We start from the raw sequence: 14,633 nt of genomic DNA on the forward strand, positions 1-14,633 counted from the left end.
GGTAATTGACCAGGTGAAAATGGGTAAAACCCCACACCCCACCTGCCCCCCCGATGTCGGGGGGGTTGGGGGGGCCACACCCTGCCACCAGGAAAAACTTTTTCAGCAGACCCTAATTAGGTGAGTAGCATAATGATAACCCTGGGAATCTTCTGGGAGTTTTAGCAGGGTTTCTAAACAGGGACTAGCGGCCAGATATCTTTGGGCAATTATTTGAGCGGTAGCTCGATCCCTTTTAACATATTGCCAAGATAATCGCTGTAACCAACTCTCTTTTAAGCCATCTTCAATATCATATACAGAAAGCGTATTACCGGGATTTTGTCAAAGAGAAATTATTCCCTTGGCCACACTGATTAGATTAGTTGTGAATAGCATATATAGCGTTTCTCACACCTGTGTGCCACAGTTAAACCTTTGCTGATTAAGCTTTTCACCATCGACAATGTACCTCTTGCCAACAGGAAACGCTATAATACTAAATCCGTTGAGTATAGGCTACATATGAGGACAGGCACTCATGCAAGAGGCAAGAGGCAAAAGGGAGAATAAATAATCAGTTTTTAATAACCGGATTTAGTATAAGAGGTTGAGAAAGGGAAAAGGCCAAGAGTTTTCCCAGTTTGATAAAAAGAGAGATAATATTAAATATTTGTAAACTTTTTTGCCTAAGTTACCTTTCTGTGGTAAGCAAATCTTTACTGCTCCGATTCGGGGGTTTCTTGGGAGGTGTCATCGTTGTTGGTTTTTGGTTCTTGTCCTTTAAAAATCCTGATAGATCGCCAAAAACCCTCTAAAAACTGATTGAAGGTCGTTTCATTGATTTTACCCGTCCAGAGCAAACTAAAAGAGGACCCACAGGGAGGTAAGTCGAGCGATCGCTTCTGGAATCTCCCTGATTTGGTTACTGTTGAGGTTGAGGGATTGCAGGGAGGTGAGTCGAGCGATCGCTTCTGGAATCTCCCTGATTTGGTTACTGTTGAGGTTGAGGTATTGCAGGGAGGTGAGTTGAGCGATCGCTTCTCATGGCTTTTTGTGGGGTTTCCTTGAGTCTATAATACATAGATAACACAACTGACTTGCTTACATATCAATGAAAATTGAACGTAAAACCTATAGAGATGGAAACTTGTATCCTGAAGCCTTCAATTATTTAAAATCTCTTCCAGAAAATATCGATTATTATAAAGCCCATATTGAACGCCATCCACTTTCTATTTACGATCTATCAATACAGAGAGTTATGAAAGCATTGGCTGAAATTTTAGATGAAATAGAGCGAATAAATCATGCTTTATTTGATGCTGAAGGTCGTCTCGATTATTCATTAGCGAAACTGCCTATCTTACAAAAAGAATTACTAGAGGCTTTAATGGCTCATATTGATGATTGCTACCGTATTCTTAAGGTTCTCCATCCTTATGATAGTTCCAATCAAGTCAAATATAATGATAAGTGGCTAGATAAGGCTAAAAATCCTGCAAAAAAAGACTTTGAAAATAATATTAAAGATTATAAAAACTTATTGTCCCCTATTGTTAATAAAATCAAGCATAATGGCGGTCAATTGCGTTCTATCGTAATTTACTCACGGGATCGCAGAATAGTCACAAAGCCGATCAGGAAAAAAATTCAAATTTTTCCCAGAGATGCTCGTATCGTAGGATATTTCTTGGAAGGAGTTCATCCTAATGGCAATATCGGACCCGATATCGAAATTCATCCGAATGGAAAATCGGCTATTTCTTTAAACCGTGATTTGCGTTATCATTTTGCCAATTTATATCGAATCGGTCGTCATTTAAAGAAAGCTATCGTAAAAACCGTACGTCACGTCGAGACAATAGACTTGCCGTATCCAGGTTCGATTCGACATACAAGTTGTCAATATGATCTAGAGTCAATCGCAGAGAAAATCAGTAATTTGCCATCTTTGTTTTATCAAAATGAATTTGACAAGGAAACTCCTGATATCCAATTCTATCGCAATCCTAAAGATACGGAGTTAATTCTAGAAACGCCTGGCCCTCGATACATGAATTGGGAGGGAGAAGTAGCAATCTCTTGTGAAATGCAGGTAGATCCTGTTTCTCGTACATATCAACTACCTTATTGGCAAAATCAGAGTAACTCCAGATCAGTAATGCGATAACTATCACCTATCACGGACAAGCGGCAATCATCAGCACAGAGGGAAGATTAACGATTTCCTGTTCTCATATTATGATCGGTGATCAGCTAGTCCGCATTCAAGTTCTAGTTGAGACAAGGTAAAACGAATATCAAATTCAGATGCACAACAGCTTACCCAATCCGCTTTTAACAGTAGGATTAACTCCTGACTCCTGACTCCTGACTCCTATCTCCCTGACTCCTTTAAACATTTCTTTTTTTCTCAAACCATGTTTGTAATAATTCCCCGGATTCCTTGGCTAAAATTCCCGCGATTACCGGTAAACGATGGTTAGAAAAAGGACTATCAATAAAATTAGCCACAGTGCGGATAACTCCTGTTTTGGGATCGTCAGCACCGTACACTAATAATCCTAATCTAGCCTGAATGATTGCCCCGGCACACATGGGACAGGGTTCGAGGGTGACGTAGAGGGTACAATCATTTAAGTGCCAATTGCCTAAAACTTGACTAGCGGCACGAATCGCCAGAATTTCGGCGTGAGCGGTGGGATCATGGTGTTTTTCCTTGCAATTAGCCCCTTGAGCGATTAAATGTCCCTGTTTATCCACGATAACCGCTCCCACAGGTACATCACCCCGGTTTCCCGCAGTTGCCGCTAAATTTAAAGCTAACTGCATCCATTGCCGATGTTTCTCATAGGCTTTTTCATCAATAGACTTTAGATAGTCCCACATTTAGCCAATAAATTATCTAATTTTTTTTGACCATCCAAAGCATACAAATCATCACAACCACCGATATGTTCATTATTAATAAAAATCTGTGGTACACTGCGTTTACCGTTGGCCCGTTGCGCCATGGCTTGACGAGCGCTTTCATCCCCATCAATCTTGTATTCGGTGTATTTTACCCCTTTCCAACCCAGCAACCATTTAGCACGAATACAGTAGGGACAAGTTGCCCACGTGTAAATTTCCACATTGGCCTTGATATTCTCGTTATAACGCCCAAAAAGCGAGTTAAATAGATTTAGCATCGTTCTTACTAAGTAGTTAGGTATTAAAAACTGTCAGATGCCCCCCTTATTAAGGGGGGATTAAGGGGGGATCGACACCCCCCTTATTAAGGGGGGATTAAGGGGGGATCCATCTTCAATTTAATTATAACCAGCTACTTACTCTCCTATTTATCTTTATTTTATGGATTCTGCTACCAAAAAAGCCCAATTACGCAAACAACTAATTGCCCAAAGACGAGCGCTTCCTAAGCATATTTGGCAAGAAAATAGTCAGCAACTTTGCAAAAATTTACAATCTTTACCCCTCTTTCAACACGCTAAAACCATTCTCGCTTACTTCAGTTATCGTCAAGAGCCGGATTTAAGTTCCTTATTTTGCCAACACCATCGCTGGGGTTTTCCCCGTTGTGACGGAGATAGCCTGACTTGGCACTGTTGGACTGCCGACGATCCCCTAGAATTAAATCGTTATGGCATCTACGAACCAACAGCGATCGCTCCTCTCATTTTACCTGCCGAAGTGGACTTACTATTAATTCCCGCTGTCGCTTGCGATCGCCAAGGTTATCGCTTAGGTTACGGGGGGGGGTATTTTGATCGTCTCTTACATTCCCCCGAATGGCAAGCTATCCCCTCGATCGGGATTGTCTTTGACTTTGCCTATCTCGATACCCTTCCCCTCGATACTTGGGACCAAAAATTACAGGCAATCTGTACCGAATCGAGAACCGAAATTTTTTAACAATTATTTCCTTTTGTGCGATCGGTTTAACTTATAACCGATCTTTGTGTCCTTTGTGTCTTTGTGGTTCGTTCTGGTCGTTCGCTGGCACTGTATCTTAGAATACATTTTACCCACCGACTACTCATATATTAAGTTTTATTGAATCCGATCGACCCTTAAGATAGCTTTGCTAGGATGAAATTCACATCAGGAGATGTTTAAAGTAATCACCAGAAAAAGTCAACAGGGAAGCAATGAAACACTTTCACGAACCATGGATTCAAGAATGGTGTCAAGAAAACGGCTGGACAGAGCTATTTCTCGAACGCTACAGTAATTATTGGGCATTCCCTCCCAATGCCGTGATGCCAGAACCAATTCCCACCAAAGTGTTACAAAACATTAAGCGCCAAAAAGGTCTATCCCCTGCCGAAAAACTTTGGTTAGGAGTGGCGATCGGATTGACTTTGACAGCTTTAATTCTCTGTATCACCCTCGCTTGTCCTATGCCTATAGTTCTCGCTTTCGCTTTTGATGCTGTCACCGCAGCGCGATTGGAAGTGGAATATTAAACCAGCAAAAATTGAGTAGCAGAAACCCAAAAAGGGGGAGATTTTTCCGAAAGTCTTCCCCTTTGCCGCTTTTTTCTGGACAGGTACAATCGATCTGTCTTGAATCAGTAATCGGTGATCAGTGGTCAGTAGGAGAATAGAATATTAAGTGAGCAGTATTCAATGGCAGTTTTCTGCTGTCTTTTCACTGATTACTGTTTACTGTTTACTGGACGGCTACGCCGTGCCTTTGGCAACACTGAAAAGTCCCCATGTCCGAATCTCGTCGCTTACAGTTTACCCCCGATCTGGAAATTTGCCGTATTTTGAACGGAATGTGGCAAGTTTCAGGCGCCCATGGTTCGATCGCACCCCAAAAAGCGATCTCTAGTATGTTCTCCTATCTAGATGCCGGTTTCACCACTTGGGATCTGGCCGATCATTACGGTCCAGCCGAAGATTTTATCGGTGAATTTCGTCGTCAATTAGTCGCCCAAAGGGGCATTGATGCTTTAAATAATCTGCAAGCTTTCACTAAATGGGTTCCCCGTCCGGGTAAAATGACTAAGGAAATAGTCGCAAAAAATATCGCTATTTCCCTGCGTCGCATGGATGTGGATAGTCTCGATTTATTGCAGTTTCACTGGTGGGATTATCGCGATAAAAATTATCTAGATGCCTTATATTTTTTAGGAGAATTACAACAGGAAGGCAAAATTAAACACCTGGCCTTGACTAATTTCGACACGGAACATTTAAAAATTATTCTCAGCACCGGGATTAAAATAGTCTCCAATCAAGTCCAGTTTTCTCTAATCGATCGCCGTCCCCTCGTCAAAATGGCGCAATTTTGCCAAGAACATAACATCTATCTACTCGCCTATGGTACTCTAGCAGGAGGCTTATTAGGGGCAAAATATCTCGGTCATCCTGAACCCAATCCCATGAGTCTCAATACCGCTAGTTTACGGAAATATAAAAACATGATCAATGCTTGGGGAAACTGGCAATTATTCCAAGAATTATTAACCGTTCTTAAAGCGATCGCTGATTCCTATCATGTCACCATTCCTAATGTGGCAGTGCGTTACGTTCTCGAACAAAAAGCCGTAGCCGGGGCAATTATCGGGGTGCGTTTGGGTGTTGCTGAACATATCCAAGAAAATGCCCGTATTTTCGATTTTCAATTATCCCCCCAAGACTATCAAAAAATTGATCATGTCTTGCAAAAATCCCAGGATTTATTGCAGTTAATCGGTGATTGCGGTGATGAGTACCGTCGTTAAGTAGGTAGGTGTTAAAAATTGTCAGCTTTCCCCCCTTATTAAGGGGGATCCCCCCGCCTATCGGCACCCCCCTTATCAAGGGGGGTAGGGGGGATCGGCACACCCCTTATTAAGGACTGATAACTGATGACTGATAACTGATGACTGATAACTGATAACTGATAACTGATAACTGAAAAGAGGCTAATGATGAGATTTGAACAACCAATCCCCGATGATCCCGCTAATCAATGGCGCTATCAATTAGATCAATTTGTGCAAGAAAATCAACGGGAATTAGCCGGTTTAATGTGGGGTTTACTCTCGGAATGGGGAGAAGATGCCCAAGAAACCCTGGGCATCGATCTTAAACCCCAGCCCCATTTTGTCTGTTGTTCTAGGGAGGCTCTAGAGAAATTAAATCGCAAGGTTAATTGTAAAATTCAAGAGATGCTTGGGATTATTTACCGCTATAATCCCAGGGAAGAAGTGGCTATAGTCGCTATCGGTGATGGTCAGGTAAAATTGATTTATTTTCAACCCGATCTTTCCCCTCCTGAATGTTTTGATCGCCTCGAAGTGGATCTCGATACTCTCATTCAACAGTTAGAGACCAAAATGCTGACGGAAATCCAATCTTTCCCAATTTGATGCCGATTGCCAGCGCAAAAAGTTGGCAGGTTGTCCCACCGATAAACCCGCTAATCCGATCGCTTTTCTGGGGGATTCTGTCCCTAAAAGAATCGCCGTTTCTAAATCACATATTCCCCAGTTAACTAAATTGGCTACTCCTTGTAATAAGGGTAAGGTTGTTCCCGCTAAAGTACCGTCAAAAAGTCTTGCTGTTCCCTGTTTAACTTCAATTTCTCTCTCGTCCCAAGGATAGACACCATCTTCTAAACCGATCGGCGCTAAAGCATCACTAACTAAGAAAATTCCTCGATGATAATTACTGGCTTTTAGTAATAATTCTATCATGGTTGGATGGATGTGTTGACCATCGGCAATTAACCCACAATACACCTCGCCATTGATAATTGCTTCCCCTAATAACCCCGGTTGACGATGGTGTAAAGGAGGCATGGCATTAAAGGCATGAGTAACCATTTTTGCCCCTTGGAAAAAGGCTTTTTTGGCTATTTCTTGACTCGCTTGCGAATGTCCTAAACTGACGGTAATTCCTCGATCGCTTAAGTATTTAATCACCGTACCGCTACTATCTAATTCTGGGGCTAGGGTAATAATTTTTACGATCGATAAGTAGTCCCCAAAGATTTTATCTACTGTTTCTATACTTGGGTTTAAAAGATATTGGGCTGGATGCGCCCCCCTTTTTTCATAGTTTAAAAATGGTCCCTCTAAATGTACTCCTAAAACCTGCGCGCTCGCTCGATTTTCCTGTTTCTGTTTCTCGATATATTTGGCAATTACTGAGAGGGATTTTTGAAATTTCTCCACAGACGTGGTTACTAAGGTGGGCAGATAACTATCAATTCCTTGATTCCCAAGATAATCGCTAATCTTATCTAACTTTTCTAGATCTGTTATTTCTAAGTCGGGAAATGCTAATCCTAATCCTCCGTTGATCTGTAAATCTACTCCTCCCAACGATAGCCAATCCCCTTCCATATCGATAATCTTTTCCCCTTTTTTTCTTCCCTCCATCTCCGTTATCCTCTCAATCTTTCCAGCAGTATTTATCTCTATTTGTTGTCGATCCTGATGGGCGGGAATTCTAGCGTTAATTAGGGTTATCATAGAAGCAGAAAACTAATTTTTTTTTATTATAATCTCAAAAAAAAACTTTTTTTTTGATCATGCTTGACAAGTGGGCATTTTTTTGAGATACTTTTTTATATAATGGGAATCTTTGCGTTTAAGTGTTTACACCTACATCCGATTATATAAAAACTCATCATAAAAAAATAATACCATAACCTGTCCGCTCCCTGCCCAGAGATTGCAAAAATACTTTACAAAACAATTACTGCCTTGCTGCCGCAGTTCTTAGGAGGGAGTGACTGTCAGAAGGAAAAGCTTGTCCTATAATAAAATTAAGACCTTATAAAAACTACTTTTTTAGCGATAAAAGAGTAGCAATCTCAGCAATTAGAGAGGGGTGTGTGTTTTTTAAAAAAATAGGGAAACAGACTCAAGAACCGCGTCGTATTATTATCGGAGATGTGCATGGCAGTTTTCAGACACTTTTGCGACTATTAAACCGAGTTGCTCCCGATAGTGAGGATGAGGTTTATTTTCTGGGAGATTTAATCGATCGAGGACAGCAGAGCTTGGAAGTGGTGGATTTTGTCATCAAAAATAACTACCAGTGTCTCCTAGGAAATCATGAATATATGCTCTTAAAAGCTCTGGCAGGAAAAGAAGTTTCTGAAAAATGGTTTAACGGCTGGATTGAGAGTGGCGGGGCGGCGACACTACTAAGTTATAATAACAATATACCCGCCGATCATATCAATTGGTTTCAATCCCTACCCGCTTATTTAGACCTAGGAGATATTTGGTTAGTTCACGCAGGAGTACACCCAGAATATCCCCTTGAACAGCAAACAAACGAGCAGTTTTGTTGGATTAGAAACGAATTTCATACCATGACCCAACCCTATTTCAAGGATAAACTAATTATCACAGGTCATACTTTAACCTTTACCTTTCCCGATGTCAAACCGGGACAACTAGCTTGCGGCAGCGGTTGGCTAGACATTGAAACTGGGGTTTATCATCCTCAAAGTGGTTGGTTAACTGCTTTAGATTGGACAAATCAATTAGTTTATCAAGTGCAGTCTCAAAATAAAAATTGTCGCACGATCCCTTTAGAAAAAGCCGTGGTTAATCTAGATATTGACAAGATTTCTCGCTACTCTTCCCAGCAAAGCTCATCTAAATTGCTGAATATTTAATGGTGATCGGAAAAGAGAAGCGATAAAATCGGAAGGATCGGTTAAAATAGTTGATAATCTGATTAATACCCTTTTCTAATGACCCTTGCACTCTTATACCAAGCCTTCATCGAAACAATTCAACATCCTGACCCTGAGATAAATCTAGCTCGGGCAGCCCTACAAATAGCCAATTTTGAATATCCGCGCCTCAATATTGATCACTATTTAAATAGAATAAATTTAATGGCTGAGGAGGTAAAAAAACGTTTACCCGATAGATTATATCCTTTAAAAATAGTCAAGATTATCAATCAATATTTGTTTGAAGATTTACAATTTACTGGTAATACACAAGAATACTATGACCCCCGCAATAGCTACTTAAATGACGTAATTGATCGCCGCATGGGTATTCCGCTCACTCTCTCGATTATCTACTTAGAGATTGCCAAACAGATCGATTTTCCCATGGTAGGAATTGGTATGCCGGGCCATTTTATTATCCGTCCCGATTTCGAGGAAGTGGAAATTTTTGTCGATCCCTTTCACGGTGGTGAAATCTTATTTAAACAGGACTGTCAAGAAAGATTAAGTCAGGTTTATCAACAGCCAGTTAAATTAGAAGAACATTTTCTCAATATTGCTACCAATCAGCAAATTTTGTTACGTTTGTTGACTAATTTAAAATATATTTACCTGAATCGTCAACAATGGTCTCAGACAATTCGGACAATAGAGCTGCTACTTTTGCTCATTCCTAATCATCCCTTAGAGCTGCGCGATCGAGGTTTAGTTTACTATCAAATTGGACAATTCAGCCAAGCGCAACAGGATTTAGGCTTCTATCTTGCTCTCCTACCCAACGCCCAAGATGCGGAATCAATTCGGCAATTATTGCAAAAAATTAACTCTTAAGTTGTCCGTCGTCAGGAGATTATTTTTATTTGTTCTCCCCACACCCCACACCCCACACCCCACACCCCACCAACAAACTTTTTGCCGCAAACCCTAACTAAAATGACTATTAGCCCTTCCGTAACCGCAAAAAAACTCAAAATCGGTCAACTGCGAAAAGTCCATCATATCGCTTTCAACGTCAAAGATATGGAGGCTTCTCGTCATTTTTATGGGGAAATATTAGGCTTAGAGGAATTAAAGGGGGAAAAAATTCCCAGTACCTTAAAAGAATTAGTTGCCCAGGGAAAAGTGGCCAATTTTATCACCCCCGATGGTACAGTAATTGACCTATTTGGGGAACCAGATTTAAACCCTCCCGACGACAATCCCGAAATCGCTTTTACCCGTGCCAACCATTTAGCCTTCGATATTGCCCCCGAATGCTTCGATTTTGCCCTAGAAGTGCTACAAAGTCAGGGAATTACTATTGCTAGTGGACCCGTGACCCGTCCGACTGGGAGGGGGGTTTACTTCTACGATCCCGATGGCTTTATCGTCGAAATTCGCTGTGAGCCCGCATTTTAACGACTCAGAGGACGAAAACTGGCACTAAAAACCAGAAAAGTTAGGATAATCGCTAATATAATCGCCGTTATCGCAATTAGAGGCAGATAAATATGTTTAACAGCGATCGCCAAGAAAGCCCAGATAAACACCCCGATAAAAGCCCGATCTTTTCGGTTTAAACCGACTAAAATTGCGATTATCGCCCCGATAACCAGAATTATTACCGTCCAGATCCGGTCAGTTAGACCCCATGGCTGCCAGTCGATCCAATCTAGCACCGAAGCGACGTTGACAATCGTGGCTACGGTAATCCAAGCGAAATAGATACTAATAGGAGCATTAACCAATAAACCCTGTTTACGATTGACAATAAAGCGATTAATTTCTAAGCGGAGATAAAGCCGGATGAGAGAAATTAAAATGCCTAGCATTGCCAGTAAAGACAGGGTAAAAAAACGGGATTGAAAGAGAATTACCCAAAGAATCTGACAAGCACTAGCGATGGCTAATTCGTAGCCTAACCGACGCAAACGCGGTTCAGTTTTATTGAAAGCCAAAGCTTGGTAAATTCCCAGACTAATTAAACCCAGATAGATTAATCCCCAGATAGCAAAAGCATAATTAGCGGGAATAATTAAGACATCTTGAAAAACTGTATTCGAGATAGCCCCGATATTTTCGCCGTTGAGAGGGAAAATATTAGCGAAAATATTGGTGATAAAAGCCCCTAGAATAGCAAATAAATTTAGTTCTTGTCGGAGACGATCTCGATCAAAATTCATAGGTCAATCAAAGATGGAAAACATCATTTCGCCCTGAGCGGCCAATTGCCCATCGACTCTTGCTTCCCCTTGCATTTTAGCAATTTTATTCATCTTGAAGGATAATAATTCCACCGTCATGATCAATTGATCCCCCGGCACCACAGGACGACGAAAACGGGTTTTATCAATGCCAGCGAAGGCAAAAAATTTCCCTTTCATCCCGGGTAATTGGGTCAAAATCACTCCCCCCACTTGGGCCATGGATTCAACAATTAACACCCCCGGCATCAAGGGACGATTGGGAATATGACCGGAAAAAAAAGGCTCGTTGATCGTGACATTTTTTAGGCCAACGGCCTTTTGACCGGGTACATAGTCAATAATACGATCAACTAGGGCAAAGGGATAACGATGGGGCAGTAGTTGGCGAATTTCCTCGACGGTAAAGGTAGTTTTTATGACTGGTTCCAACTCGGTTAAGGCTTCGGTAACGATGGTCATGCAAGTCAAAAATTACAAGTGAGATCAGACATTATCTCATAATCAGTTATCAGTTATCAGTTATCAGTTATCAGTTCACTGTTCACTGTTGACTGGAAATGGCTGACAGCCTTTTTAGTTGGGCATTTCAGTTAAACGAGCATTTTGATAATAATGGCTGAGAATGCGATCATAAGTCACCCCTTGGTCGGCGAGGGAAAAAGCGCCCCATTGACTTAAACCGATCCCATGACCGAAACCGCGACCATTAATGGCAAAAGTACCGTTATCAGCTGAAATCGTGAATAGGGTACTACGCAGCTCGAGTATTCGCCGTAATTGGGTATCAGAGATTAATTTAGAGCCTTGATCGCCTACTACACGCATTCTAATCACTCGTCCGTGGGGAGTGGTCCTTTCGGGAGATAGCGATCGCACGCGACCGACACCACCGATTAAACGGCCTAATTCACTGGCGCTAAAGTTTTTTGACCATTGAAATACCGGGGCGACTTGATCGTAATCGATGACACCGCGCAGGTAGGGTAAGGGGGAATTCCAAACATCCTCGACATTTTCCGTGTGGCCCCCAGAGGAGGAGTGAAACACCGCTAGAATCGGTTTGCCGTTGAAACTCATAATTTGTCCGGCGGTGGCATTAACTGCCTCGTGGGTGCTAGTAAACTCGCTTTCTAGACCCTTATAAACTTGGGTGCGGGTGGTAGTATCGAGATCGTAGATGCGATTGCCGGAAGTATTCATTTGGTAGAGAGCATAGGTGCGCGCCGCCACGGATTGGGCTTTTAAGGCCTCTTGCGGCCAGGAGGGAATCGCCTCCGCACCGACGACACTATAGAGATATTCCTCTAAATCGACTAAATTTAGGGCTGTCACCCCAGAACCTTGCCGAATGATCCTTGTTCGTCCTCGATACCAGCGATCGTTAATCCAGACGTAACCATCATTCTCCGGTTCGATGATCAATTGACTGGCCTGCCAATCGGCCAAACCCACCGCTTTTCCTCTGGGATTAGCATTGAGGGCATTCATGGCGGTCAATTCTCCTAAGACTCTGCCAGCCCCATCTTTCACCACAGCATCGGTGGAACTGCCCACGGAGACGGTGCTAACACCTTTACTGATGGCAATGCGTAATTCGACAGCAGCCTGGACTGGGGCGATAATCAAAGCCCAAAAAACTAGGACGAGCCAGCTATGGGCAGACAGGCGCTGCAGGTAACTACCCAGCAGCCTTGCTGTGTGTTTATTGGTCATGGGGATCGGACTCCTCACACAATCGATCGATAATCAATTTTACCCGGACTGGGATTTTTTTGCTACTCCGGTTCGGAAAAATTTTTCCCCTGTCACTTTTTCCCGATTATCGAAAATTTGGGTTAAAACCCCGTCCTTTTAGGACGGCTTTAGGCTACAATGGAAAAAGCGATAACCAAGCTAAAAACTGAACCTTGACAACAGATAGTAGGGGGTTTTGTTCAGAAAAGAATTCAAATTCGGCCTTGAACAAGTAAAACTTTCTAGGAAATAAGGTTGAACATTAGATTTTTTCGACTTGTTCAAAGTGGCCGGAGGGCATTCGGACACTCAAAACGGACGTGGAGAAAGAGTCAGACTTAAGCAATTAAGCGTTTTTCGGTGAAGCGTCAACCCCATTCAGCGACCACCCTAAAAAAGTGGCGTGGTGAGGAATCGCCGTCCGTTTTACGGCGGCGAGGATGTCAACTGAGAATTTTTCTGTCCTCTAGCCCCTGAATCGGCAAATTGCCTTATTTTATCCGATTAATCGGGATTTATTCTAGTTAGTCGATTATTCTAATTAGTCCAGCAAAATTAATTTTCTAGGTTCGAGTGGACAATCGCCAATTCTTGCCGCCAAACTAGCAGGGATTTCTCCCAAGCTAGTTCCCATTTTTGCGCTAAAAAAGGTCGAGTATTTTTGCCCAAATTATAGGCGATGACAATCTCTTCCCAGAGAGAGGCTAAGGAAAGTGGCGAAGAAAATAAAGCTCCGAATAATCCCCCTAAAAGTAGGACAATAGCTAGAGGGCGACGAGTTTGACTTAATTCAAAAGCTTTCAGTTGCAATTCTCCCATCGCATCGACACCAAAACCCGTTACTATATGCCAGATATCGTGAGTTTGCCGTAGGCGAAGCAGCAGATAATCTGTGTCGGAATTGACCTGAATAGACCGATAAAAATTAGGATCAAAATTGAAACTAATTAGGTGAGTAGCATAATGATAACCCTGGGAATCCTCTGGGAGTTTCAGCAGGGTTTCTAAACAGGGACTAGCGGCCAGATATCTTTGGGCAATTATTTGAGCGGTAGCTCGATCGCTTTTTTTATAATTTTATATTTTATAACCCCCTATTATTCGAGTTCTTGAGGTTCAATAACCAACTTAATTCCCTGAATAATTAATTTGATTTTTTCCTGAGAAAGTCTTCCGATAGACTCCGTTAAAAGACGCTTATCAAGCGTGAAAACCTGTGAAACATTAACAACACTGGATTCAGGTAAATTCCCTTCACCCTCATTCAATAAAACATTACCAATAGCTTTTGCTCGTCTCAAATTGGTTGTTAATAGACACACAATAACCGTCCCAATTTGTGACTGATTCAGAGCATCATTTTGCACCACAACACAAGGACGAAGATAAGCAGGTTCAGAACCTTTTGGTTCTCCTAAATCAATCCAATAAATCTCTCCTTGAAAAATCGTCATATTTACTCGGATAATTGGCGTTGATGATGCCGTATTCCCTCTAACATTAAAGTTTCTGATTCGTCCAATCCATCACTATAAGCTTCATTCCAACTATCTATTAATCGTTGTTTAGTTGTTTGTTGATTATTCAATCCTAATTGTTGATGTAACTGCTCCAATAACCATTTTTTATCTTCAAGAGAACAGTCTCGTAACTTTTGTTCCAGTTCAATTATCAGAGAAGATAACATAAAATTGATTCCATTTAACATTGAGCTATATCATAATTCTAACAACAAAAAAGCACCCCCTCGCGGGAGTGCCTTTTCGTTCAGACTAGGAATTAACCATTGATAGCAGGAGCAGTCAGAGCTACAGGAGCCTGTTCACCACTAGCCAAGTCTAAGGGGAAGTTGTGAGCATTGCGCTCGTGCATTACTTCCATACCGATACCAGCGCGGTTTAACACATCGGCCCATGTACCGATTACACGACCTTGAGAATCGAGAATCGACTGGTTGAAGTTGAAACCGTTGAGGTTAAACGCCATGGTGCTAACACCCATTGCCGTAAACCAGATACCGATTACCGGCCATGC

General features: G+C 41.9%; 18 protein-coding genes and 1 pseudogene. 8 read left to right on the forward strand and 11 right to left on the reverse strand.

Annotated elements, in window-relative coordinates; genetic code table 11:
* Positions 1–843 precede the first annotated feature (843 nt).
* Complete coding sequence (locus EWV68_RS21770) at positions 844–1,017, reverse strand: leucine-rich repeat domain-containing protein (protein WP_353737391.1); 174 nt, start codon at positions 1,015–1,017, stop codon at positions 844–846.
* A gap of 76 nt (positions 1,018–1,093) precedes the next feature.
* Between EWV68_RS21770 and EWV68_RS02650 the strand changes: the two genes are divergently transcribed.
* Positions 1,094–2,152, forward strand: a complete 1,059-nt coding sequence (locus EWV68_RS02650) for a hypothetical protein (protein WP_287168720.1) — start codon at positions 1,094–1,096, stop codon at positions 2,150–2,152.
* 224 nt (positions 2,153–2,376) lie between these two features.
* On the opposite strand, the gene tadA is transcribed toward EWV68_RS02650, so the two are convergent.
* Complete coding sequence (gene tadA / locus EWV68_RS02655; protein ID WP_271989256.1) at positions 2,377–2,871, reverse strand: tRNA adenosine(34) deaminase TadA; 495 nt, start codon at positions 2,869–2,871, stop codon at positions 2,377–2,379.
* Positions 2,856–3,173, reverse strand: coding sequence for a glutaredoxin 3 (grxC, locus tag EWV68_RS02660; RefSeq protein WP_002796494.1), 318 nt, complete (start codon positions 3,171–3,173; stop codon positions 2,856–2,858). The genes tadA and grxC overlap by 16 nt, the downstream gene beginning before the upstream one ends.
* A 163-nt stretch (positions 3,174–3,336) precedes the next feature.
* Here grxC and EWV68_RS02665 point away from each other — a divergent pair, with 163 nt between their 5' ends.
* The 4 genes from EWV68_RS02665 to ccmS all read left to right on the forward strand — a co-directional run bounded on the left by EWV68_RS02665 (position 3,337) and on the right by ccmS (position 6,346).
* Positions 3,337–3,897 (forward strand): 5-formyltetrahydrofolate cyclo-ligase, encoded by a 561-nt coding sequence (locus tag EWV68_RS02665; protein WP_002762343.1) that lies wholly within the window; start codon positions 3,337–3,339, stop codon positions 3,895–3,897.
* Positions 3,898–4,133: 236 nt separating this feature from the next.
* Positions 4,134–4,451, forward strand: a complete 318-nt coding sequence (locus tag EWV68_RS02670) for a slr1957 family protein (RefSeq protein WP_002762345.1) — start codon at positions 4,134–4,136, stop codon at positions 4,449–4,451.
* A 251-nt stretch (positions 4,452–4,702) separates the two neighbouring features.
* The gene (locus EWV68_RS02675) at positions 4,703–5,716 is read left to right on the forward strand and encodes an aldo/keto reductase (RefSeq protein ID WP_287168721.1); all 1,014 of its coding nucleotides are present in this window, start codon (positions 4,703–4,705) and stop codon (positions 5,714–5,716) included.
* A 189-nt stretch (positions 5,717–5,905) separates the two neighbouring features.
* Complete coding sequence (ccmS, locus tag EWV68_RS02680; protein WP_287168733.1) at positions 5,906–6,346, forward strand: beta-carboxysome assembly chaperone CcmS; 441 nt, start codon at positions 5,906–5,908, stop codon at positions 6,344–6,346.
* Here ccmS and nagA read toward each other — a convergent pair.
* On the reverse strand, positions 6,302–7,453 hold the full coding sequence (gene nagA, locus EWV68_RS02685; RefSeq protein ID WP_061430638.1) for an N-acetylglucosamine-6-phosphate deacetylase: 1,152 nt from the start codon (positions 7,451–7,453) through the stop codon (positions 6,302–6,304). The genes ccmS and nagA overlap by 45 nt on opposite strands.
* 365 nt (positions 7,454–7,818) lie before the next feature.
* Between nagA and EWV68_RS02690 the strand changes: the two genes are divergently transcribed.
* The 3 genes from EWV68_RS02690 to EWV68_RS02700 all read left to right on the forward strand — a co-directional run bounded on the left by EWV68_RS02690 (position 7,819) and on the right by EWV68_RS02700 (position 10,077).
* Positions 7,819–8,613, forward strand: a complete 795-nt coding sequence (locus EWV68_RS02690; protein WP_287168723.1) for a metallophosphoesterase family protein — start codon at positions 7,819–7,821, stop codon at positions 8,611–8,613.
* A 78-nt stretch (positions 8,614–8,691) separates the two neighbouring features.
* A complete protein-coding gene (locus tag EWV68_RS02695; RefSeq protein ID WP_061430640.1) occupies positions 8,692–9,510 on the forward strand; it encodes a SirB1 family protein in 819 nt (272 codons plus the stop codon).
* Positions 9,511–9,612: 102 nt separating this feature from the next.
* A complete protein-coding gene (locus tag EWV68_RS02700) occupies positions 9,613–10,077 on the forward strand; it encodes a VOC family protein (protein ID WP_287168724.1) in 465 nt (154 codons plus the stop codon).
* On the opposite strand, the gene EWV68_RS02705 is transcribed toward EWV68_RS02700, so the two are convergent.
* From EWV68_RS02705 to EWV68_RS02735, 7 genes and pseudogenes are all read right to left on the reverse strand, one after another.
* Positions 10,074–10,841, reverse strand: a complete 768-nt coding sequence (locus tag EWV68_RS02705; protein WP_287168726.1) for a TspO-related membrane protein — start codon at positions 10,839–10,841, stop codon at positions 10,074–10,076. The genes EWV68_RS02700 and EWV68_RS02705 overlap by 4 nt on opposite strands.
* 3 nt (positions 10,842–10,844) lie before the next feature.
* Complete coding sequence (gene fabZ / locus EWV68_RS02710) at positions 10,845–11,324, reverse strand: 3-hydroxyacyl-ACP dehydratase FabZ (RefSeq protein ID WP_287168727.1); 480 nt, start codon at positions 11,322–11,324, stop codon at positions 10,845–10,847.
* Between the two features lie 114 nt (positions 11,325–11,438).
* Entirely contained in the window at positions 11,439–12,578 is a 1,140-nt protein-coding gene (locus EWV68_RS02715; RefSeq protein WP_287168729.1) for a SpoIID/LytB domain-containing protein, read from the reverse strand.
* A 576-nt stretch (positions 12,579–13,154) separates the two neighbouring features.
* Positions 13,155–13,649, reverse strand: a pseudogene (locus EWV68_RS02720) (Coq4 family protein); the annotation flags it as partial.
* Positions 13,650–13,696: 47 nt separating this feature from the next.
* Complete coding sequence (locus tag EWV68_RS02725; protein WP_287168730.1) at positions 13,697–14,053, reverse strand: type II toxin-antitoxin system PemK/MazF family toxin; 357 nt, start codon at positions 14,051–14,053, stop codon at positions 13,697–13,699.
* A gap of 2 nt (positions 14,054–14,055) precedes the next feature.
* Positions 14,056–14,286, reverse strand: a complete 231-nt coding sequence (locus EWV68_RS02730) for a hypothetical protein (RefSeq protein WP_287168731.1) — start codon at positions 14,284–14,286, stop codon at positions 14,056–14,058.
* Between the two features lie 92 nt (positions 14,287–14,378).
* Positions 14,379–14,633: photosynthetic reaction center family protein (locus tag EWV68_RS02735; protein WP_272105047.1), on the reverse strand; the 255-nt coding region annotated here is incomplete at its 5' end.

This window comes from Microcystis sp. M_QC_C_20170808_M9Col (assembly GCF_007095495.1).
Classification (GTDB): Bacteria; Cyanobacteriota; Cyanobacteriia; order Cyanobacteriales; family Microcystaceae; genus Microcystis; species Microcystis aeruginosa.

Excerpts from the sequence above, each read along its gene's own strand:
- EWV68_RS02695 (WP_061430640.1), top strand. The coding sequence starts at position 8,692 with ATGACCCTTGCACTCTTATACCAAGCCTTCATCGAAACAATTCAACAT.
- EWV68_RS02675 (WP_287168721.1), top strand. The coding sequence starts at position 4,703 with ATGTCCGAATCTCGTCGCTTACAGTTTACCCCCGATCTGGAAATTTGC.
- EWV68_RS02650 (WP_287168720.1), top strand. The coding sequence starts at position 1,094 with ATGAAAATTGAACGTAAAACCTATAGAGATGGAAACTTGTATCCTGAA.
- EWV68_RS02715 (WP_287168729.1), bottom strand. The coding sequence starts at position 12,578 with ATGACCAATAAACACACAGCAAGGCTGCTGGGTAGTTACCTGCAGCGC.
- EWV68_RS02725 (WP_287168730.1), bottom strand. The coding sequence starts at position 14,053 with ATGACGATTTTTCAAGGAGAGATTTATTGGATTGATTTAGGAGAACCA.
- EWV68_RS02670 (WP_002762345.1), top strand. The coding sequence starts at position 4,134 with ATGAAACACTTTCACGAACCATGGATTCAAGAATGGTGTCAAGAAAAC.
- EWV68_RS02665 (WP_002762343.1), top strand. The coding sequence starts at position 3,337 with ATGGATTCTGCTACCAAAAAAGCCCAATTACGCAAACAACTAATTGCC.
- tadA (WP_271989256.1), bottom strand. The coding sequence starts at position 2,871 with ATGTGGGACTATCTAAAGTCTATTGATGAAAAAGCCTATGAGAAACAT.
- EWV68_RS02700 (WP_287168724.1), top strand. The coding sequence starts at position 9,613 with ATGACTATTAGCCCTTCCGTAACCGCAAAAAAACTCAAAATCGGTCAA.
- grxC (WP_002796494.1), bottom strand. The coding sequence starts at position 3,173 with ATGCTAAATCTATTTAACTCGCTTTTTGGGCGTTATAACGAGAATATC.
- EWV68_RS02705 (WP_287168726.1), bottom strand. The coding sequence starts at position 10,841 with ATGAATTTTGATCGAGATCGTCTCCGACAAGAACTAAATTTATTTGCT.
- EWV68_RS02730 (WP_287168731.1), bottom strand. The coding sequence starts at position 14,286 with ATGTTATCTTCTCTGATAATTGAACTGGAACAAAAGTTACGAGACTGT.
- ccmS (WP_287168733.1), top strand. The coding sequence starts at position 5,906 with ATGAGATTTGAACAACCAATCCCCGATGATCCCGCTAATCAATGGCGC.
- fabZ (WP_287168727.1), bottom strand. The coding sequence starts at position 11,324 with ATGACCATCGTTACCGAAGCCTTAACCGAGTTGGAACCAGTCATAAAA.
- nagA (WP_061430638.1), bottom strand. The coding sequence starts at position 7,453 with ATGATAACCCTAATTAACGCTAGAATTCCCGCCCATCAGGATCGACAA.